The organism is Enterobacteriaceae endosymbiont of Plateumaris pusilla (assembly GCF_012562765.1).
In the GTDB taxonomy this organism is placed as follows: domain Bacteria; phylum Pseudomonadota; class Gammaproteobacteria; order Enterobacterales; family Enterobacteriaceae.
This window is the reverse complement of record NZ_CP046226.1, coordinates 274,297-295,006: the sequence shown is the minus strand read 5'-3', so window position 1 is coordinate 295,006 and position 20,710 is coordinate 274,297. Positions and strand designations below refer to the sequence as shown.

General features: G+C 19.9%; 21 protein-coding genes and 3 tRNA genes. 18 read left to right on the top strand and 6 right to left on the bottom strand.

Translation table 11 applies throughout. From position 1 onward, the window contains the following. The first annotated feature begins 63 nt into the window (after positions 1 to 63). A complete protein-coding gene (locus GJT83_RS01330; RefSeq protein WP_168892657.1) occupies positions 64 to 978 on the top strand; it encodes an ABC transporter ATP-binding protein in 915 nt (304 codons plus the stop codon). A gap of 21 nt (positions 979 to 999) precedes the next feature. After that, positions 1,000 to 1,770, top strand: a complete 771-nt coding sequence (locus tag GJT83_RS01325) for an ABC transporter permease (protein ID WP_168892656.1) — start codon at positions 1,000 to 1,002, stop codon at positions 1,768 to 1,770. A 79-nt stretch (positions 1,771 to 1,849) separates the two neighbouring features. On the opposite strand, the gene dksA is transcribed toward GJT83_RS01325, so the two are convergent. Continuing rightward, positions 1,850 to 2,302 carry an RNA polymerase-binding protein DksA gene (dksA, locus tag GJT83_RS01320; protein ID WP_168892655.1) on the bottom strand — a complete coding sequence of 151 codons (453 nt, stop codon included), beginning with the start codon at positions 2,300 to 2,302 and terminating at the stop codon, positions 1,850 to 1,852. Positions 2,303 to 2,679: 377 nt separating this feature from the next. Between dksA and GJT83_RS01315 the strand changes: the two genes are divergently transcribed. From GJT83_RS01315 to GJT83_RS01290, 6 genes are all read left to right on the top strand, one after another. Beyond that, the gene (locus GJT83_RS01315; protein ID WP_168892654.1) at positions 2,680 to 3,870 is read left to right on the top strand and encodes a class I adenylate cyclase; all 1,191 of its coding nucleotides are present in this window, start codon (positions 2,680 to 2,682) and stop codon (positions 3,868 to 3,870) included. Positions 3,871 to 4,017: 147 nt separating this feature from the next. Continuing rightward, positions 4,018 to 4,347 (top strand): thioredoxin, encoded by a 330-nt coding sequence (gene trxA, locus GJT83_RS01310; RefSeq protein WP_168892653.1) that lies wholly within the window; start codon positions 4,018 to 4,020, stop codon positions 4,345 to 4,347. Positions 4,348 to 4,620: 273 nt separating this feature from the next. Next, a complete protein-coding gene (rho, locus tag GJT83_RS01305; protein WP_168892652.1) occupies positions 4,621 to 5,880 on the top strand; it encodes a transcription termination factor Rho in 1,260 nt (419 codons plus the stop codon). 207 nt (positions 5,881 to 6,087) lie between these two features. Beyond that, positions 6,088 to 6,161: transfer RNA gene (locus GJT83_RS01300), tRNA-Arg, on the top strand. 32 nt (positions 6,162 to 6,193) lie between these two features. Beyond that, a tRNA-His gene (locus GJT83_RS01295) sits at positions 6,194 to 6,269 on the top strand. A 16-nt stretch (positions 6,270 to 6,285) separates the two neighbouring features. Further along, positions 6,286 to 6,359 (top strand) — tRNA-Pro (locus GJT83_RS01290). Between the two features lie 11 nt (positions 6,360 to 6,370). Here the strand turns inward: GJT83_RS01290 and ribB are convergent. After that, positions 6,371 to 7,036 carry a 3,4-dihydroxy-2-butanone-4-phosphate synthase gene (ribB, locus tag GJT83_RS01285; protein WP_168892651.1) on the bottom strand — a complete coding sequence of 222 codons (666 nt, stop codon included), beginning with the start codon at positions 7,034 to 7,036 and terminating at the stop codon, positions 6,371 to 6,373. Between the two features lie 77 nt (positions 7,037 to 7,113). After that, positions 7,114 to 8,079 carry a D-glycero-beta-D-manno-heptose-7-phosphate kinase gene (gene rfaE1, locus GJT83_RS01280; protein WP_168892650.1) on the bottom strand — a complete coding sequence of 322 codons (966 nt, stop codon included), beginning with the start codon at positions 8,077 to 8,079 and terminating at the stop codon, positions 7,114 to 7,116. A gap of 157 nt (positions 8,080 to 8,236) precedes the next feature. Here rfaE1 and GJT83_RS01275 point away from each other — a divergent pair, with 157 nt between their 5' ends. Continuing rightward, positions 8,237 to 9,469 carry a multifunctional CCA addition/repair protein gene (locus GJT83_RS01275; RefSeq protein WP_168892649.1) on the top strand — a complete coding sequence of 411 codons (1,233 nt, stop codon included), beginning with the start codon at positions 8,237 to 8,239 and terminating at the stop codon, positions 9,467 to 9,469. On the opposite strand, the gene GJT83_RS01270 is transcribed toward GJT83_RS01275, so the two are convergent. Both GJT83_RS01270 and tsaD read right to left on the bottom strand, forming a co-directional pair. Continuing rightward, positions 9,466 to 10,275, bottom strand: a complete 810-nt coding sequence (locus GJT83_RS01270) for an undecaprenyl-diphosphate phosphatase (protein ID WP_168892648.1) — start codon at positions 10,273 to 10,275, stop codon at positions 9,466 to 9,468. The two genes, GJT83_RS01275 and GJT83_RS01270, sit on opposite strands and share 4 nt — an antisense overlap. A 61-nt stretch (positions 10,276 to 10,336) precedes the next feature. Further along, on the bottom strand, positions 10,337 to 11,350 hold the full coding sequence (gene tsaD, locus GJT83_RS01265; RefSeq protein WP_168892647.1) for a tRNA (adenosine(37)-N6)-threonylcarbamoyltransferase complex transferase subunit TsaD: 1,014 nt from the start codon (positions 11,348 to 11,350) through the stop codon (positions 10,337 to 10,339). A gap of 126 nt (positions 11,351 to 11,476) precedes the next feature. Here tsaD and rpsU point away from each other — a divergent pair, with 126 nt between their 5' ends. From rpsU to rpoD, 4 genes are all read left to right on the top strand, one after another. Beyond that, the gene (rpsU, locus tag GJT83_RS01260) at positions 11,477 to 11,692 is read left to right on the top strand and encodes a 30S ribosomal protein S21 (protein WP_168892646.1); all 216 of its coding nucleotides are present in this window, start codon (positions 11,477 to 11,479) and stop codon (positions 11,690 to 11,692) included. A gap of 58 nt (positions 11,693 to 11,750) precedes the next feature. Continuing rightward, positions 11,751 to 12,290: a CHC2 zinc finger domain-containing protein gene (locus GJT83_RS02500; RefSeq protein ID WP_168892645.1), complete on the top strand. Its 540-nt coding sequence runs from the start codon at positions 11,751 to 11,753 to the stop codon at positions 12,288 to 12,290. A 14-nt stretch (positions 12,291 to 12,304) separates the two neighbouring features. Continuing rightward, positions 12,305 to 13,513 carry a DNA primase gene (locus GJT83_RS02495; protein ID WP_168892644.1) on the top strand — a complete coding sequence of 403 codons (1,209 nt, stop codon included), beginning with the start codon at positions 12,305 to 12,307 and terminating at the stop codon, positions 13,511 to 13,513. Positions 13,514 to 13,646: 133 nt separating this feature from the next. Continuing rightward, positions 13,647 to 15,464 (top strand): RNA polymerase sigma factor RpoD, encoded by a 1,818-nt coding sequence (gene rpoD, locus GJT83_RS01245; RefSeq protein WP_168892865.1) that lies wholly within the window; start codon positions 13,647 to 13,649, stop codon positions 15,462 to 15,464. 80 nt (positions 15,465 to 15,544) lie between these two features. Here rpoD and map read toward each other — a convergent pair whose 3' ends face one another. Continuing rightward, positions 15,545 to 16,333 carry a type I methionyl aminopeptidase gene (gene map / locus GJT83_RS01240; protein WP_168892643.1) on the bottom strand — a complete coding sequence of 263 codons (789 nt, stop codon included), beginning with the start codon at positions 16,331 to 16,333 and terminating at the stop codon, positions 15,545 to 15,547. Positions 16,334 to 16,493: 160 nt separating this feature from the next. Here map and rpsB point away from each other — a divergent pair, with 160 nt between their 5' ends. The 5 genes from rpsB (at position 16,494) to dxr (ending at position 20,709) form a co-directional block, all read left to right on the top strand. Continuing rightward, entirely contained in the window at positions 16,494 to 17,204 is a 711-nt protein-coding gene (gene rpsB, locus GJT83_RS01235; RefSeq protein WP_425482435.1) for a 30S ribosomal protein S2, read from the top strand. Between the two features lie 33 nt (positions 17,205 to 17,237). Then, entirely contained in the window at positions 17,238 to 18,041 is an 804-nt protein-coding gene (gene tsf / locus GJT83_RS01230) for a translation elongation factor Ts (RefSeq protein ID WP_168892642.1), read from the top strand. Between the two features lie 70 nt (positions 18,042 to 18,111). After that, positions 18,112 to 18,846: a UMP kinase gene (gene pyrH / locus GJT83_RS01225; protein ID WP_168892641.1), complete on the top strand. Its 735-nt coding sequence runs from the start codon at positions 18,112 to 18,114 to the stop codon at positions 18,844 to 18,846. Positions 18,847 to 18,891: 45 nt separating this feature from the next. Continuing rightward, complete coding sequence (locus GJT83_RS01220; RefSeq protein ID WP_168892640.1) at positions 18,892 to 19,455, top strand: ribosome-recycling factor; 564 nt, start codon at positions 18,892 to 18,894, stop codon at positions 19,453 to 19,455. A gap of 48 nt (positions 19,456 to 19,503) precedes the next feature. Next, entirely contained in the window at positions 19,504 to 20,709 is a 1,206-nt protein-coding gene (gene dxr / locus GJT83_RS01215) for a 1-deoxy-D-xylulose-5-phosphate reductoisomerase (protein ID WP_168892639.1), read from the top strand. Position 20,710: the final 1 nt, after the last annotated feature.

The following is a 20,710-nucleotide window of genomic DNA, read 5'->3' as shown; positions in this document are numbered from 1 at the left end:
AAATATAACATATCGTTTTTAATTTTCAATTAATATGTTATTTAATTAAGAGTTATAAATATAATGTCATTATATGCGTTAAAAATTAATAATTTATCTAAAATTTATTCAAATAAAATTCAAGCATTAAAAAATTTTAATTTAAATATTAAAAAAGGTGATTTTTATGCTTTATTAGGACCTAATGGTGCAGGTAAAACAACTGTTATAAAAATTATTAGTTCATTAATAAATAAATCTTCAGGTAAAATTAATGTATTTAATTATGATTTAATAAAAAATACATTTCAAGTTAAAAAATTAATAGGATTAGTACCTCAAGAATTTAATTTTAATCCATTTGAAACTGTTATACAAATATTAATAAATCAAGCAGGTTATTACGGTATACGAAAAAAAAATGCTTTAATAAAAATTGAAAAATATCTTAATAAATTAAGTTTATGGAAACAAAGAAATTATAAAGCTCAAATATTATCAGGAGGAATGAAAAGACGTTTAATGATAATAAAATCTCTTATTCATAATCCAAAATTATTAATTTTAGATGAACCAACAGTTGGAATTGATCTTGAATTAAGACATAATATATGGTCTTTTTTAAAAGATTTAAATTATAAAAAAGGTATTACAATAATTTTAACTACTCATTATTTAGAAGAAGCTGAAATATTATGTCGTAATATAGGTATTATGAATAAAGGAATATTAATAAAAAATTTTTCTATAAAGAAATTATTATCTCAATTAAAATACGAAATATTAATTTTAAATTATTATTCTGATAATAAAATAATTCCTATTCTTCACGGATTTAAATATAAAGTAATTGATACAAATACTTTAGAAATAGAAGTATTTAAGGAACAAGTATTAAATGATATTTTTAAACAATTAACAAAACAAAATATTAGAATTATAAGTATTAATAATAAATATAATAGACTTGAAAAATTATTTTTAGACTGTATTAATTAAATAAAATTATAAGGATATATTATGATAAATTGTTATTTAATTGCATTAAAAACTATATGGAAAAAAGAAATAGATCGTTTTATTCGTATTTGGATACAAACTATAATACCTCCTATTATAACTATAACATTATATTTTATAATATTTGGTAATATTATTGGATCGCAAATAAATAATATTCTAGGATTTAGTTATATACAATTCATAATACCAGGATTAATTATGATGAACATTATTAATAATGCATATTCAAATGTTGCTTCATCATTTTTTAGATCCAAATATCAACGTAATATAGAAGAATTATTAATTGCTCCTGTACCAATTCATATTATTATTATTGGTTATATTGGAGGAGGAATAGCACGTAGTATTATTATTTGTATATTAATTACTTTAATATCAACATTTTTTATACCTTTATATATATATTCTTGGTTTTTTTTTATTATAATAACTATTTTAACTGCTATATTATTTTCTTTAGCTGGTTTATTAAATGCTATTTTTGCTAAAGATTTTGATGATATAAGTTTAATTCCTACTTTTTTTTTAACTCCTTTAACTTATTTAGGAGGTGTTTTTTATTCAACCTCTTTATTACCATCTTTTTGGAAAAAAATATTAAAAATTAATCCAATTTTCTATATTGTTTCTGGATTTCGTTATAGTTTCTTAGGTATTAATTATAATTCTTTATTTATTACTATTTTAATTTTAATATTTGGTATAATTATCTTATATTCATTATCTTGGTTTTTTATAAAAAATGGAAAAGAAATATTTTTTTAAAAAATTTATTAATAAATATTATTTAATATAAAATTTAAATAAATAATTTATAGATTATATTATATCTATAAATTATTTTTTATCCTGCTATTTGTTTTTCGCGAATTTCAGCTAATGTTTTACAATCAATACATAAATTTGCAGTAGGACGAGCTTCTAATCTTTTTAAACCAATTTCTATATCACAAGATTGACAATAACCAAAATTATTTTTTTCAATTTTCATTAAAGTTATTTCAATTTGTTTTATTAATTTTCTTTCTCTATCTTTATTTCTTAATTCAAAATTAAATTCTTCTTCTTGTGTTGCTCTATCTATTGGATCAGGAAATTTTGATGCTTCATCTTGTATATAAGAAATAGTATAATTACCTTTATTTATTAATTGTTCACGCCAAGATTGTAATATTTTTTTAAAATGTAATAATTGTTTTTTATTCATGTATTCTTCTTTTGGTTTAATTACATATGGAGATACTCCTGCAATAGATAAAATATTTAAAGAAGATAAAATCTTATTTTTTTTTTTCATATTTATTCCAATATAAATTTAAATTATTTTGAATGATTAAGTTTTAAAATTAAATAAAATTTATTTTAAAATATTTTAAAAATTATTTACCTAAATAAATAAATTTATTTATGATATTTTATTTTATATTTATTTAATATATTTATTTTTTATTTAATAATATATCTAAAAAAATTATGTTAACTTTTATTTTAGAATTTTTTATATAAAATTTTATTTAAAAATCTAAGGTTAATTTATTATAAAAGATATTTATACAATAAATTTATAAAAATTTAAATATAATTAAAATATATTTTTCACAATAAAATTTATTATATATAAATTAATAAATATTTAATATAATTAATAATCTTTTATTTACTATAAATAATATTATGAAAACAAACTTTTATTTTTGTATAGAAAAAATTATAAAACGGATAAATATATTAAATCAATTAAGAATTAATCGAGCTATAAACTCAATGAATTATGTTTTTAAAAAAATATATGTTTTATTACCTATATTATTACATTATAATCATCCGTTAATTCCAGGATATATTTCAGATGATGTTCCCCATGGAATAGATAATTTTTATCCTAATAAGAAATATTTATCTTTATTAACAATTAATAGTATATTTTTTAAAAAAAAATATTCCAAATATAATAATCCTATTACAGGAATATATTCTATGGGTAGTATATCATCTATTTGTCAAAATAAAAATTCTGATTTTGACATTTGGGTATTTCGAAAAATATGGTTAAGTAAAAAAAAATGTTTGTTTTTAAAAAAAAAATTTCTTCTTTTAGAACAATGGTGTAATTTGATAGGAGTAGAAGTTAATTTTTTTTTAATAGATGAAAATTATTTTCTTAAAAATAATTTTTTAGTACAGAAATCATCTATTAATACAATTAATAAAAATTTATTATTAGATGAATTTTATAGAACAGCTGTATGTATGGCTGGTAAACCTATAATATGGAATATTATTCCAATCAATAAAGAAAAATATTATGATGATTATGTCAATTTTTTATATAAAAAAAAAATACTCATAAAAAATGAATGGTTAGATTTAGGAAAATTAAAAAATATTTCTATTAATAAATATTTAAAATCTATTTTATGGCATTTTTATAATAAAATGGATTTATATCCATATAAAACAATATTAAAAATTTTATTATTAGAAAGTTATTTATATGAATATCCTAATATAATATTATTAGCTATTGATTTAAAAAAATGCTTACATAATGGTAATATTATTTCATTTGGACTAGATCCATATTGTATGATGTTAAAAAAAATTACAGTTTATTTAAAAAATATAGGTAATTTTCAACAATTAGATTTAGTAAGACAATGTTTTTATATTAAAACAAATGAAAAATTGTCAATAAATAAAAATATTTATAATTGGAAACATTCTATAATAAGCATTTTAGTAAAAAATTGGAGATGGAATAAAAAAAAAATAACATATTTAGATAATGTTAAAGATAAAATTATTAAATATAAAATATTAAAAAATTTTTTTAAAAATATTAATTATTTTTTATATAAAATTTAATATATATAAAATATTGTATAATTAAGTTTGTATATTTATTAAATTCATTATATAATCAAACATCATATTTATTTTAAAATAAAATTATTGATTATAAAAAATTTTATTTAATTTTATATAATATAATAAAGGATATTAATTTATTTTATGAATAATTCAACTATTATTAGTTTAAATGATATAAATTTTAAAACAAAAATTAATATTAATAGTTTTATTTTAGTTGATTTTTGGGCTGAATGGTGTAATCCATGTAAAATGTTTTCTTTAGTTTTAAAAGATATATTTAATTCGTATCGTAAAAAATTGTTTTTTGCTAAGTTAAATATTGATGAATATCCAAATATTGCTCAGAAATATGATATTAGAAGTATACCAACAATTATATTATTTAATAATGGTATTATAGTAGATAAAACTACTGGTTCAATTAATAAAATTCAATTAATAAAATTTTTAGATAAACATCTAAAATAATAAATTTTATTTTACAAATAACTAAGTAAATAAAATTTTTTAATAAAATTTTATTTATATAAATTATAGGAGAGTTTTAATTATGATACTTAATCATAAGTATTTATTTTTTTAAATTACATAATACTGTATTATTTATATAATAATTATATGCTATTTTATTAAAATTTTTATAAATTTTATAAATATAATTTATATAGTATATAAAATCAATTAACAATACCATTTCAAAAGAAATGTTTCAGTTTTATTCAAGATTAAGACCTCACCATTATGAATCTTACCGTATTAAAAAATAAATTAATATCAGACTTACTTAATTTAGCAAAAAAAATTGATTTAGAAAATTTAGCTAGAATGCGTAAACAAGATATTATTTTTGCTATATTAAAACAACATTCCAAAATTGGAGAAGATATTTTTGGTGATGGAGTATTAGAAATATTACAAGATGGCTTCGGATTTTTACGTTCATCTGATAGTTCCTATTTAGCAGGACCAGATGATATATATGTATCTCCAAGTCAAATTAGACGTTTTAATTTACGTACAGGAGATACAATTTCAGGTAAAATAAGACCTCCAAAAGAAGGAGAAAGATATTTTGCTTTATTAAAAGTTAATGAAGTAAATTATGATAAACCTGAAAGTTCTCGTAGTAAAATTCTTTTTGAAAATTTAACTCCATTACATACTAATTCTCGTTTAAGTATGGAAAGGGGAAACGGATCTACAGAAGATTTGACAGCTCGAGTTTTAGATTTAGCGTCACCAATTGGAAGAGGTCAAAGAGGATTAATTGTAGCTCCTCCTAAAGCAGGAAAAACTATGTTATTACAAAACATAGCACAAAGTATAGCTTATAATCATCCAGAATGTGTATTAATAGTTTTATTAATTGATGAACGTCCTGAAGAAGTTACTGAAATGCAAAGATTAGTTAAAGGAGAAGTTATTGCATCAACTTTCGATGAACCTGCATCTAGACATGTTCAAGTATCTGAAATGGTTATTGAAAAAGCTAAAAGATTAGTAGAACATAAAAAAGATGTTGTAATTTTGTTAGATTCAATGACTCGTTTAGCTAGAGCTTATAATACAATTGCTCCTGCTTCAGGTAAAGTATTAACAGGTGGTGTAGATGCTAATGCTCTTCATAGACCTAAACGTTTTTTTGGAGCTGCAAGAAATGTTGAAGAAGGTGGTAGTTTAACTATAATAGCAACAGCCTTAATTGATACTGGATCTAAAATGGATGATGTAATTTATGAAGAATTTAAAGGAACAGGTAATATGGAATTACATTTATCACGTAAAATAGCCGAAAAAAGAGTTTTTCCTGCTATTGATTATAATCGATCAGGAACTAGAAAAGAAGAATTATTAAGTTCTCAAGAAGATTTACAAAAAATGTGGATTTTAAGAAAAATTATTCATCCAATGAGTGAAATTGATGCTATGGAATTTCTTATAAATAAATTATCAATGACTAAAACAAATGATGAATTTTTTGAAATGATGAAAAGATCATAAAATTTAAATTTATTAATTTATTTTAGCTAAAATAATTATTTTTAATAAAAATAAAAAATATTATAATTAATTTTTACTTTTATTTTAAAAATATTTAACAAATATTTTATTTATAAACAAATATTTTTTTTAATATTTTTAGTAAAAATACTAGACATTAAAGTTATGAATTTGTAATATTAACTGTATAAATAGGTATAGTTATCAGCACCCGTAGCTCAGTAGGATAGAGTACTGCTTTCCGAAAGCAGAGGATTCAGGTTCAATTCCTGTCGGGTGCAAAATTATTATTCTAAATTATAAAAAATTTATGGTGGTTATAGCTCAGTTGGTAGAGCGCTGGATTGTGGTTCCAGTTGTCATGGGTTCGAATCCCATTAACCACCCCATAAAATAAATAGTTAACGGCGAGTAGCGCAGTTTGGCAGCGCAACTGGTTTGGGACCAGTGGGTCGGAGGTTCAAATCCTCTCTCGCCGATAAATATTATTTTAAAAATAAATATTGTATTTAATTCTAAAATTAATTATATCTTCTATAGTTAATACTGACATATTATTTTTTTTTGCAAATAATATGGTATCTTGAGTACGTGCCATTGAACCATTTTTATTTGTTAATTCACATAATATTCCTGTAGGATTCATTTTTGCTATTTTTAATAAATCTATAGTAGCTTCTGTATGTCCTTGTCTTTTTAAAACTCCTCCTTTCATAGCTCTTAATGGAAATACATGTCCAGGACGATTTAAATCATTAGGTTTTGCATTAATATTTATAGCTGTTTTAATAGTTGTAAATCGATCTTGTGCAGATACACCTGTAGTAATACCTTTAGCTGCTTCAATTGTAACTGTAAAAGCTGTTTTATAAAAACTAGTATTATTTTTTACCATCATAGGTAAATTTAATTTTTTTCTTAAACTTTCAGTAATACATAAACAAATAATACCACTTCCATATCTAATAGTTAAAGCTATCTGTTTTACAGTAATTTTTTCTGCAGAAAAAATAATATCACTTTCATTTTCACGGTTTTCATTATCTAATATTAAAACACCTTTTCCTTTATTAAGAGATAAAATAGCATTTTTTACTCTAGTAATTGAATTACCAAATTGATAAATAAGTAAGTTATGATTATTTATATTATACATATATTACAACTTTAAATAAAATTAACGTATTTATTATAAATAATAATATGAAATTATAAAAAAATTTAAATATCAATTTAATTATTTATTAAATTTTTTTTATATAAATTTTTTAATTCATTAAAACTAACAGTAGCAGTACCAAATTTACTGACTGCTATACTTGCTGCAATATTAGATAAAAAACATGAATCTTTCAGAGACATTTTACCTTGAGCTAAAAATGCTGATAAAACTCCAATAACAGTATCACCAGCACCAGTAACATCATTAACTTTATGTGCTTGAGATTTAAAATGAATAGGTTCTTTATTTTTTTGAATTAAACTCATTCCATTTTCCGATCTAGTAATTAGCAATGAATTTATATTATAACGTGAAATTAAATTTAAACCTTTATCAACTATTTTTTTTTCAGAATTACATTTTCCAACTACTGATTCAAATTCCATTAAATTAGGAGTTAATAATGTAGCTCCTGAGTATTTTTCATAATTATCTCCTTTAGGATCAATAATCACAGGTATTTTTGATGAATTTGCTAATTTAATCATAGATTGTATATTATATAATGTTCCTTTATTATAATCAGAAAAAACTATAATATTAATATTAGGTATAATTTTTCTAATATTCTCTAGTAATATATTACTATTATGTATATTTTTATATTCTTTTTCAAAATCTAAACGTATTAATTGTTTATTTAAAGATAATACTCTTGTTTTAATGATAGTTTTAAAATTAACATCTTGAATAAAATTATAATCAACATTATTTATTTTTAATTTTTTTTTAATAATATTTGCTGCATTATCTATACCTAATAAGCCAAATAGTTTAACATTAGCTCCCATTGAAGATACATTCATAGCAACATTTGCTGCACCTCCTGGAATATAATTTATATTTGTAATTTTTACTACTGGTACTGAAGCTTCTGATGATATTTTATTTATTAAACCATAAAAATAACGATCTAGCATCACATCACCAACGACTAAAACTGTTGTATTATTAAAATCAGGTAATATTAATTTCATTTTAATAGTCCATTATAATGATCTTAGTTTATAATCATATTAATAATATTAAATAGTTTTATTATAATGATTTAATATAAAAATAATATGCAATATATAAAAATAATTTTTTAACAAAATTGTAACATAAATTATATTTAATTAAGGAGTATAATAATTGAAAATTTATTTAGTAGGTGGAGCTATTAGAGATTTTATCTTAAATTTAAAATTTTCAGATAAAGATTGGTTAGTAGTAGGAGCTAGTGTAGATTTAATGATTAAATTAGGTTTTAAATTAGTTGGAAAAGATTTTCCTGTATTTTTACACCCAATAACACATGAAGAATATGCATTAGCTAGAACTGAAAAAAAATCAGGACATGGGTATGAAGGATTTATTTATTATTCATCACCTAATGTTACATTAGAAGAAGATTTATTACGTAGAGATCTTACAATTAATGCTATTGCACAAGATCAATATGGAAACTTTTATGATCCATATAATGGAATAAAAGACATTCATAATAAAATACTTAAACATGTTTCTCATTCTTTTAAAGATGATCCTTTAAGAGTATTAAGAGTAGCTAGATTTGCTGCTAAATTATCACATTTAAATTTTAATATTGATAAAAATACATTTAAACTAATGAAAATAATGAGTAATTCTGGAGAATTATCTTATTTAAAACCAGAAAGAATTTGGAAAGAAACTGAAAATGCTCTTAAAGGATCAAATCCACATATATTTTTTATAACATTAAAAAAATGTGGTGCATTATCAATTCTTTTTCCAGAAATTGATAAATTATATGGAATTCCAGCTCCAGTAAAATGGCATCCTGAAATAGATACTGGAATCCACACTATGATGACATTATCTATTGCATCTAAATTAACTTCTGATTTAGAAATAAGATTTGCTGCTTTATGTCATGATTTAGGTAAAGGAATGACTCCTAAAAAATTATGGCCTAGACATTATGGACATGGTGTTGCTGGAATACCTTTAATAAAAACATTATGTAAAAGATTAAAAATACCAAATAATATTCGTGATTTAGCTATATTATCTGCTAAAGTACATGATATAATACATGATATTTATAATCAAAAGGCTGAAAATATACTTAATATATATAATATTATTGATGCATGGAGAAAACCTTATAGAGTAAAACAAATTGCTTTAATTAGTGAATCTGATGCTAGAGGAAGAGCTACATTAGATTCTTTATTTTATAAACAAGGAAAATATTTTATTGATATATATCAATATATAATTAAAATTATTAATAATAAGGATATAATCCCAAATGGAATTAAAGGATCAGATATTGCTAAAATTATAAATAAACGTAGATTAAAATTATTAAAATTATTTATAAATTCTAAAAAAAATTAAATAAATTTTATATATAAAAGTATTATTATAAAAAAACGATATATAGCAAACCATTTTAAAGAAACATTATTTATAAAATATAAAAAAAATTTAATAGTAATTAAACTTATAATAAATGATATAATGAAACCTAAAAAAATAAATTTACTATCTTCTATAGAAAGTATGTGAATATGTTTATATAGTTCTAAAAAACTAGCACCAAAAATTATAGGTATTGCTATAATAAAACAAAATTCTGATGATACTAAACGATTTATTCCTAATAATAAACTAATTGATAAAGTAGAACCAGATCTAGATATTCCAGGAAATAATGATAAACATTGAAATAAACCAATTAAACATACTTTTTTATATGTTAAAGCGTTAATATTATTAATATAATATTTATTTGGTTTAAATACTTCAGATAAATATAGTAATATACTACCAAATATTAATCCATAAAAAACTATAATAACATTCATAAGTGATTTAATCTTATCATAAAACAATAAACCTAGAATAATTATTGGTAATATAGATATTATTATATGTAATAATGTTATTTTTTTTTTATAAAATATTTTATATGATAGTGAATTATTAATAATTTTTATTATTCTTGACCAAAAAATAATACATGCTGATGTTATAGATCCTAATTGTACTATTACTTCAAAGACTTTTATTTTTTCATTTTCAATAATATTGAATATATGATTAAATATAATCATATGTCCTGTAGATGATATAGGTAAAAATTCAGTTAATCCTTCAACTATACTTAATAAAATAATTGTAGAATATTTTAATTTCATCATAATATAAACTTAATTTATAAAAATATTTTATTTATTTTTATTTTTTTTTAAAATTTTTTAATTATTTATCATAATTTAATGATAATTTTGAATTAATAAAAATATCATATAATTTATTTTTATTTTTTTTATTAAATTTTTGCATACCAATATATGCAATCATAGCTGCATTATCAGTACATAATTTATTAGTACTATAAAAAACTTCAATGTTATTTTTTTTTAATTCTTTAGTTAAATATTTTCTTAGTTTTTTATTAGCACTAACTCCTCCTGCAATTACTAATTTAGTAATATTATATTTTTTTAAAGCCCATAGACTTTTAATAAAAAGAGTTTCTACAATAGCATCTTCAAATGCACATGCAATATCTGCTTTTGTTTGAAAATCTAAAATTGTATATTTGTTTATAAAATTTTTTGCAAAAGTTTTTAATCCAGAAAAACTAAAATTTAAATTATTTTTATCTTTTATCATAGGTCTAGGAAAAATAAAATGTTTCGAAATTCCAAATTTAGCAATTTTAGATAAATTTTTTCCTCCTGGAAATTTTAAACCTAAAATAATTGCTATTTTATCTAAAGCTTCTCCAGCTGCATCATCAATATTATTTCCTAATATTTTATATTTTCCAAACTTATAAGCATAAATTAATTGTGTATTACCTCCTGAAACTATTAAAACAATAAAGGGGAAATTTGGATGTTTTTTTTCTAACATTATTGATAATAAATGTCCTTCAATATGATTAATAGGAATAACTGGTATTTTTAAAGAAAATCCTAATGTATGTGCAACAGTAGCACCTATCATTAGAGAATTGATTAATCCTGGACCTGCAGTATAAGCGATTCCATTAATATCATTAATTTTTTTTTTATTCAAAAATAATGTTTTTTTAATTAATGGAATAATTTTTTTTAAATGTTGTCTTGCAGCTAATTCAGGAACAATACCTCCATATTTTGTATGTATTTTTTGACTATAAACATTATTAGATAATAATCCATATTTACTATCATAAATAGATATAGCTGTATCATCACATGATGTTTCTATTCCCATAATTAACATTTTTTTATAAAAATTTTAATAAATATAAATTAATGTAATTAATAAAATAGAATTTGTATAGTATATTATATAATATATGATATAATTCATCATTAATAATTTTAAATTAATAGAGAAATTTTAAAAATGCCAGTGATTAAAGTTCGTGAAAATGAACCTTTTGATTTAGTTTTAAGAAGATTTAAACGTTCTTGTGAGAAAGCAGGTATTTTATCTGAAGTTAGACGTAGAGAATTTTATGAAAAACCTACAACAAAAAGAAAAAGAGCTAAAGCATCAGCAACTAAAAGACATGCTAAGAAAATAGCAAGAGAAAATTTAAAAAGAATTCGTTTATATTAAAATATTTATAATTATATTATTATAAATGATTTTTTATTAATCTAAATATATTTTATCAATGAGAACATATATACCACATACATATATAAATGATTTACTTAATAAATGTAATATTATATTATTAATACAAAATAGGGTAAAATTAGTAAAAAGAGGTAAAAATTTTTTTGGAATTTGTCCTTTTCATTTAGAAAAACATCCTTCATTTGTTGTTAGTGAAGAAAAACAATTGTACCATTGTTTTGGTTGTGGAATACATGGTAATATAATCGATTTTATCATGAAGTATGATAATATTAGTTTTATTGAAAGTATAAAATTTATATCAAATTATTTTGGATTAATAATTCCTCAAGAAAATAATAATAAAAATTGTTTAGATATCATAAATAAAAAAAAATATATATATAATTTAATGTTAGATATTAGTAATTTTTATAAAAATTTCTTAATTAATTCTTCTTCAGGAAAAAAAGCTTATCATTATTTGTTAAATCGTGGTTTTAATAAAAAAATATTAGATTATTTTTCTATTGGATTTTCTTGTAAAAATTTTATTTATTTAATATGTAATAATAAAAAAAAAAAGATTTTTTAATTAAAGATTTAAAAATGTTAATTTATAGTAAAAATAATAATAATTATTATGATATTTTTTATAATCGTATAATATTTCCTATTAAAAATTTACAAGGTCAAATTATCGGTTTTGGTGGTAGATCTTTAGAAAACAAAGAACCTAAATATTTAAATTCACCTGATAATATTTTTTTTCATAAAAGAAATGAATTATATGGTTTATATGAAGTAAAAAAAGAATCTATTTTATTAGAAAAAATTTTAGTAGTAGAAGGATATACTGATGTTATTAGTTTATTCCAATTTAATATAAAATATGTAGTAGCAATTTTAGGAATATCAATCACAAATGAACATATAAAAAAATTATTTCAAATTACTAATCAAATAATTTATTGTTATGATGGAGATAATGCAGGAAGAAAAGCTAACTGGAATTCATTAAAAATTAGTTTATCTCATATGGTATGTGGTAAACAAATAAAATTTTTATTACTTCCTGATGGAGAAGATCCTGATAGTTTAATTAAAAAAAAGGGTAAAATTATTTTTGAACAACACATAAATAAAAGTTTATCATTTTCGGACTTTTTTTTTAAAATTTTAATAAGTAAAATTAATATTAAAAATTGTGAAGGAAAAGCTAAATTTATTAATTTAGCATTATCATTAATTCATAATATTCCAGATTATATATTTCAAATTAATTTAATAAAAAAAATAGGAGAAAAAATAGGTATTTTAAATTTTTTTGAAATATATAAATTAATTCTTCAAAAAAACAATAAAAAAAAAATATTAAATAATAATTATTTAAATAATTTTAAAAAAACAACAATAAGAATGTTAATTAGTTTGTTATTACAAAAACCTAAATTAATAAAAATTATACCAGAATTTAAACTATTTAAAACATCTAACATTAATGGATTAAAATTTTTTATTGAATTAATTCATATTTGTAATAAAAAAAAAATAACAACAGTACAAATTTTGGAAAAATATAGAGGAACAAAACTTAAAAAACCTCTTGAAACATTAGCAATTTGGAACCATATGATTCCAGAAGAAGAAATAGAAAAATTTTTTATACATTTAATAAATAAATTAAAAATGCATCTTTTAGAAGAAAGACAAGAATATTTAATTTTTTTAGAAAGAAAAGAAGGATTAAATATTGAAAAAAGAAGAGAATTATGGTTAATAAATAAAAATTTAGCAAAAATTAAAACCAAATTTTAAAATATATTAAATTTTACTTTTTTATTAAATACTAAATTAAAATATAGTTTATTTATTAATAGAAATGATAAATTCTATTTATTTTTATAAAAAAAATCTTATAAAATATGATAATAGAAGTATGGAATTTTTTATGGAGCATAACTCACAATTACAATTTAAACTTCTTGTTATCCGTGGTAAAGAACAAGGATATTTAACTTATTCAGAAGTTAACGATCATCTACCTGATGATATTATTAGTTCTGATCAAATTCAAAATATTATTCAAATGATAAATGATATGGGAATTCAAGTAATGGAAGAAGCTCCTGATGCAGATGATTTAATATTAAGTCAAAATAATAATACAAATGATGAAGCAGAAGAAGCTGTTGTACAATTATCTACTACTGTAGATTCAGAAATAGGTAGAACAACAGATCCAGTACGTATGTATATGCGTGAAATGGGAACAGTAGAATTATTAACAAGAGAAGGTGAAATTAATATTGCTAAAAGAATAGAAGAAGGTATTAATCAAGTACAATGTTCTTTTGCTGAATATCCAAAAGCTATTATTTATTTATTAAAACAATATAATCAAGTAGAATTAGGAAATATCCGTTTATCTGATTTGATTAATGGTTTTGTTAATATGAATATTAATGAAGAAATTATTTTTAATAAAATTATTAATATAAAAACAGAATTATCTGAAGAAAATGAATCAAATAATAATGAAAATATTATAGATCCTAAATTAGCAAAAGAAAAATTTTTAGAATTAAGAAATCAATATCATATGACATCTTATCTTATAAAAGAAAAAGGTAGATATCATAATGATTCTATAAATGAAATTCAAAATTTGGCAGAAATATTTAAACAATTTCGTTTAGTATCTAAAGAATTTAATTATTTAGTTAATAATATGCGTTCTATAATGTTACGTGTTCGTTTACAAGAACATAATATAATAGAATTATGTATTAAAAAATATAAAATATCTAAAAAAAATATTATTTTATTACTTTCCAATAAAAAAATTAATAAAAATGATTTTTTAAATCAATTAAAAAAATTTAAAATAAATAAAAAATTATCATTTTTAGAGTTTAACGATTTTTTTCAAAAAATAGAAAATAATTTTATACAATTAATTGAAATTGAAAAAGAAACAGGATTAACTATTAATCAAATAAAAAATATTAATAAAAAAATATCAATAGGAGAAGCTAAAGCTAAACGTGCTAAGAAAGAAATGGTTGAAGCTAATTTAAGACTAGTTATTTCTATTGCAAAAAAATATACAAATAGAGGTCTTCAATTTCTTGATTTAATTCAAGAAGGTAATATTGGACTTATGAAAGCAGTAGATAAATTTGAATATAGAAGAGGTTATAAATTTTCTACATATGCTACTTGGTGGATAAGACAAGCTATAACAAGATCTATTGCTGATCAGGCAAGAACCATACGTATTCCAGTACATATGATTGAGACTATTAATAAATTAAATCGTATTTCTAGACAAATATTACAAGAAATTGGTAGAGAACCTACTCCTGAAGAATTATCAGATAGAATGATGATACCAGAAGATAAAATTAGAAAAGTATTAAAAATAGCAAAAGAACCTATATCTATGGAAACTCCTATAGGAGATGATGAAGATTCACATTTAGGTGATTTTATTGAAGATAGTACATTAGAATTACCATTAGAATCAGCAACTTCAGAAAGTTTACGTTTAGCTACATATAATATTTTATCTAGTTTAACTCCTAGAGAAGCTAAAGTATTAAGAATGAGATTTGGTATTGATATGAATACAGATCATACACTAGAAGAAGTAGGTAAACAATTTGATGTAACTAGGGAAAGAATACGTCAAATAGAAGCTAAAGCATTAAGGAAATTACGTCATCCAAGTCGTTCAGAAATACTTAAAAGTTTTTTAGATGATTAAGTTTATTTAATTATTTTGATATAATCAAATAATTTATTATTAATAATAATTACTTGATTATATTAAATATTTTTAAATAATTAAATTTTTATTATTTTATTATATTCTTCTTTTCGTATTGTTAATACTTCGCATCCATTATTATTTACTAAAATAGTATGTTCATATTGTGCAGATAAAGTTTTATCTTTTGTTTTTACAGTCCATCCATCATTTGTTAAATATACATAATGTTTACCCATATTAATCATAGGTTCAATAGTAAAGATCATTCCTGATTTTAATATAATATTATTATGATAAGAATCATAATGTAAAATTTGTGGTTCTTCATGAAAATTTTTTCCAATTCCATGACCACAATATTCTCTTACAACAGAAAAATTTTTAGATTCAACATATTGTTGAATAATTTTACCAATTAAATTTAAATTAATACCAGGTTTAATTATATTAATAGCTTTATATAAACTTTTTTGAGCTGTAAGACATAATAATTTTGTTTTTTTTGATAAATAATCTCCAACTACAAACATTTTAGAAGTATCACCATAATAATTATTATTAAGTATAGTTACATCTATATTTATAATATCACCATATTTTAATAATTCTTTTTTACTAGAAATACCATGACATACAACATCGTTAACAGAAATACAAACAGATTTTGGAAATCCTTTATATCCTAAAGTAGCTGGTTTAGATTTTTGAAAATTTATAATATAATCATGACATATATTATTTAATTTTTCTGTACTAATTCCTGGTTTTATATAATTTTTTATCATTTCTAAAACTTGTGCAGCTAATTGACATGATTTACTTATTTTTTTTATTTCTTCATAATTTTTAATTATAATAGTCATTAATATTTCCATATAATTATTAATTGTATAATAATTAATATTACCTTATAAATAACTTATAAAATATTAATTTTTTTTTAATAATTAGTATTATACTAAAAAATAGTTAGTAATTAATAATTATTATTTATACGTAAATATAATAAAGAGAGATTAAATAATGAATATATCAATAAATGAAATGTTTAATGTTGGAGTACATTTTGGACATCAAACTCGTTATTGGAATCCAAAAATGAAAGAATTTATTTTTCATCATCGTAATAAAATACATATTATTAATTTAGATAAAACTCTTTCCATGTTTAATAATGCTTTAATAGAATTAAAAAAAATTAGTTCTCGTAAAGGTAAAATTTTATTTGTAGGTACAAAAAAATCAGCTTCAAAATTTATTAAAGACACAGCTAATAATTGTCATCAATTTTTTGTTAATCATCGTTGGTTAGGAGGAATGTTAACAAATTGGAAAACTGTAAAACAATCAATTAAAAGATTAAAAGAATTAGAAGTTCAGAGTAAAGATGGTACATTTACTAAATTAACAAAAAAAGAGGCATTAATTAGAACAAAAGAATTATTAAAATTAGAAAAAAGTTTAGGAGGAATAAAAAATATGGGAGGTTTACCTGATGCTTTATTCGTAATAGATGCAAATTATGAAAAAATTGCAATTAAAGAAGCAAGTAAATTAAATATTCCAATATTTGCTATTGTTGATACAAATTCTAATCCTGAAGGTATTAATTTTGTTATTCCTGGAAATGATGATGCAATACGTGCTATAAAATTATATTTAAATTATGTAAAAAAAGCTATTTTACAAAGTCAAATAATAAATAATAATATAAAAATTAAAAATAAAATTTAAAATAGTTAATTTATTTAAAAAAAGAGAAATTTAATGATTAAAATTACTGCTAATCAAGTAAAAGAATTAAGAAATATTACTGGTATAGGAATAATGGAATGTAAAAAAGCATTGATAGAAACAAAAGGAAATATAAAGTTAGCTATAAATTATATTCGTAAATATTTAAAAATACAATCTGTTAAAAAATCAATTTTTGTAGCAAAAGAAGGTTTTATTATAGATTTGATTAAAGATGATTATGGAATTTTATTAGAAATAAATTGTCAAACAGATTTTGTAGCTAAAGATATTAATTTAAATAATTTTGCAAAAGATATACTTAAATATTCTTTTAAAAAAAAAATTACTAATATTATTGAAATAAAAAATATTTTTGAAGAAAAAAGAATTCAATTAATTGGAATTTTAAAAGAAAATATTATTATTAATCGATTAAGTATAATTAAAGGTAATTTTATAGGTAAATATCTTCATCATAGTAAACGTATTGGTGTATTAGTTCAATCTAATATAAATAATTTATTACTCATAAAACAAATAGCTATGCATATAGCAGTATTAAAACCAAAATATATAAGTAAACAAGATGTACCTGAAAAAATTATTCAAGATGAATATAAATTACAAATGGAAATTGCAAAACAATTAAATAAACCTTTTAACATAATAGAAAAAATAGTGAAAGGTCGTGTAGATAAATTCATAAATAATATTACTTTAATTAATCAAAAATTTTTATTTGACACGAATAATACAGTATTACAATTTTTAAATAAAAATAATATTTTTATTTCTAAATTTATACGTTTTGAATTAGGTGAAAAATTACTTTAAAAATTAATTTTTATATTTATTATATTTTTAAATAAAAAATAAAAAATTTTAATTATGTGTAATTAATATTATGAACATGAAAAATAAATTAATTTATAAAAGAGTAATTATTAAAATTAGTGGTGAATTTTTACAAGATAAAAATGATTTAAGTATAACTATAAATATAAATCAATTAAATTACATAATTCAAGAAATAAAAACAATTTTACCTTTAGGAATACAAATTGGTATTGTAATTGGTGGAGGAAATTTATTTAGAGGTAAATCTATTGTATTAAATAATAATCTTGATCGTATTATTGCTGATCAAATGGGAATTTTAGCAACTATAATAAATGGCTTAGCATTATATAATTCTATGAAACTTTATTTAAAAAATATATATTTAATGTCATCTATTAAAATTAATGGAATTTGTGATGAATATGATATAATAAAAGCTAGAAACTTAATTACTAATAATAATATAATTATATTATCAGGTGGAATTGGTAATCCTTTATTTACAACTGATACAACTGTATCTTTAAGAGGAATTGAATTAGAAGCTAATGCTATATTAAAAGCAACAAAAGTAAATGGAGTATATTCTAAAGATCCTATAAAAAATTATGATGCAAAATTTTATAGAAAATTAACATATGATTATGTTTTAAAAAAAAAAATACAAGTAATGGATTATACTGCTTTTATTTTAGCTCGTGATTATGATATTCCAATTCATATATTTAATATTAATAAATCAGGATCATTATATCGTGTTCTTACCGGAGAAAAAGAAGGTACTATAATATCATTATAAGTTCTTTTCTAAATTTTAATAAATCTAAATATATGGAATAATAATATGTATAATTATATACTAAAAAATAATGAAGATAATATGAAAAAATGTTTAGATATATTTCAAAAAAAAATTAATACAATATATATTAGTAGAATATCTCCATATTTACTTGATAGAATAAATATTAAAGTTAATAATAAATTTATACCTATAAAATATATAGCTAATATAGTAGTAGATAATTCAAAAACTTTAAAAATTACCCCTTTTGATTTTTTAATGTTAAAAAAAATTGAAAAAGCTATATTATTGTCAAATTTAAATTTAAATATAAAACTAATAACATCACATAATATTTATGTTATAATACCTCCTCTTACAGAAACTAGAAAAATTAATATGATTAAAATCATAAAAGAAGAAACTGAAAAAAATCGTATTAATATACGTAATATTAGAAGAGAATCTAATAATAAAATTAAATTATTTTTAAAAGAAAAAAAAATAAGTGAAAATGAAGAAAAAAAATTATATAAGTGTATTCAAAAACAAACTATTTATTACATAAAGTGTATATCTGATTTTTTAGAACAAAAAGAAAAAGAATTATTAAATTTTAAATAAAGATTAATATAATTTAATATTTTATTTACAATATTATAATTGGATAGTATGAAATACTTAACTATATTAGGTTCAACTGGATATATAGGAAGAAATGTTTTGTCAGTTGTATTAACAAATCCTGAATTATTTAAAGTAAAAGTATTAGTTTCTCATAATAATGTAGAGTTAATGACTAAACAATGTATTTTATTTAATCCTGACTATGCAGTTATGTTAAAAAAAAATGATGCTGAAAAGTTAAAAAATAATTTATTTAATACTGAAATTAAAACAGAAATATTATTTGGTGAAAAAGAAATAGAACAAATATCATCTTTAGATGATGTAGATCAAGTTATTGCAGCTATAAATGGAACAGCAGGATTTTTATCTGTGTTATCTGCTATTAGAGCAGGAAAAAATGTATTATTAGCAAATGAAGAATTAATTATTATTTCTGGTAATATTTTAATGTATGAAGCTAAAAAATTTCAAGCAAAAATTTTACCTCTTAATAAAAATAATAGTTCTATTTTTCAAATGATGCCTATAAATATTCAAAAAAAATTAGGTTTTTGTAATTTAAATCAAAATAATATTCAAAGTATTATTCTTACTAGTTCTGGTGGTTCTTTTTTACATATTCCTAAAAAAAAATTTAAAGATATTTATATAAAAAATCTTTGTAAACAAACTGATAGTTATATGAAAAAAAAATCAATGATTAATTCAGCTACAATGATGAATATAGGATTAGAATATATAGCTAGTAAATATTTATTTAATACACAAAAAGATCAAATAGAGATTATTATTAATCCTGAATCAAAAATCAATGCTATGATAAAATTTAAAAATAGTAGTATTTCAACACAATTAAGTATTTCTGATATACGTATTTCCATTGCTAGTATGATAAATTGGCCTATTAAGATAAATTCTGGAGTTGAACAAATTAATTTACATGAATTAAAATTTTTAACTTTTTTAAAACCAGATTTAATAAAATATTCTTGTTTAAAATTAGCAATTGAAGTATGTTTTTCAGGAGATATTTCTTCATCTATAATATTAAATGCCGCAAATGAAATAGCTATAAAATATTTTATTAAAGGAGAAATATCATTAAATGATATTTCTCCTTTAAATCAAACTATAATTAATAAATTATCTTTTAATAATCCTAAATCTATTCATGATATATTATGGATAGATAGTTATGTACGTAAATATACTAAATATATATTGAAAAATAAATTTAAAAAACATTAAC

Excerpts from the sequence above, each read along its gene's own strand:
- GJT83_RS01330 (WP_168892657.1), top strand. The coding sequence starts at position 64 with ATGTCATTATATGCGTTAAAAATTAATAATTTATCTAAAATTTATTCA.
- GJT83_RS01325 (WP_168892656.1), top strand. The coding sequence starts at position 1,000 with ATGATAAATTGTTATTTAATTGCATTAAAAACTATATGGAAAAAAGAA.
- dksA (WP_168892655.1), bottom strand. The coding sequence starts at position 2,302 with ATGAAAAAAAAAAATAAGATTTTATCTTCTTTAAATATTTTATCTATT.
- GJT83_RS01315 (WP_168892654.1), top strand. The coding sequence starts at position 2,680 with ATGAAAACAAACTTTTATTTTTGTATAGAAAAAATTATAAAACGGATA.
- trxA (WP_168892653.1), top strand. The coding sequence starts at position 4,018 with ATGAATAATTCAACTATTATTAGTTTAAATGATATAAATTTTAAAACA.
- rho (WP_168892652.1), top strand. The coding sequence starts at position 4,621 with ATGAATCTTACCGTATTAAAAAATAAATTAATATCAGACTTACTTAAT.
- ribB (WP_168892651.1), bottom strand. The coding sequence starts at position 7,036 with ATGTATAATATAAATAATCATAACTTACTTATTTATCAATTTGGTAAT.
- rfaE1 (WP_168892650.1), bottom strand. The coding sequence starts at position 8,079 with ATGAAATTAATATTACCTGATTTTAATAATACAACAGTTTTAGTCGTT.
- GJT83_RS01270 (WP_168892648.1), bottom strand. The coding sequence starts at position 10,275 with ATGATGAAATTAAAATATTCTACAATTATTTTATTAAGTATAGTTGAA.
- tsaD (WP_168892647.1), bottom strand. The coding sequence starts at position 11,350 with ATGTTAATTATGGGAATAGAAACATCATGTGATGATACAGCTATATCT.
- rpsU (WP_168892646.1), top strand. The coding sequence starts at position 11,477 with ATGCCAGTGATTAAAGTTCGTGAAAATGAACCTTTTGATTTAGTTTTA.
- GJT83_RS02500 (WP_168892645.1), top strand. The coding sequence starts at position 11,751 with ATGAGAACATATATACCACATACATATATAAATGATTTACTTAATAAA.
- GJT83_RS02495 (WP_168892644.1), top strand. The coding sequence starts at position 12,305 with ATGTTAATTTATAGTAAAAATAATAATAATTATTATGATATTTTTTAT.
- rpoD (WP_168892865.1), top strand. The coding sequence starts at position 13,647 with ATGGAGCATAACTCACAATTACAATTTAAACTTCTTGTTATCCGTGGT.
- map (WP_168892643.1), bottom strand. The coding sequence starts at position 16,333 with ATGACTATTATAATTAAAAATTATGAAGAAATAAAAAAAATAAGTAAA.
- rpsB (WP_425482435.1), top strand. The coding sequence starts at position 16,494 with ATGAATATATCAATAAATGAAATGTTTAATGTTGGAGTACATTTTGGA.
- tsf (WP_168892642.1), top strand. The coding sequence starts at position 17,238 with ATGATTAAAATTACTGCTAATCAAGTAAAAGAATTAAGAAATATTACT.
- pyrH (WP_168892641.1), top strand. The coding sequence starts at position 18,112 with ATGAACATGAAAAATAAATTAATTTATAAAAGAGTAATTATTAAAATT.
- GJT83_RS01220 (WP_168892640.1), top strand. The coding sequence starts at position 18,892 with ATGTATAATTATATACTAAAAAATAATGAAGATAATATGAAAAAATGT.
- dxr (WP_168892639.1), top strand. The coding sequence starts at position 19,504 with ATGAAATACTTAACTATATTAGGTTCAACTGGATATATAGGAAGAAAT.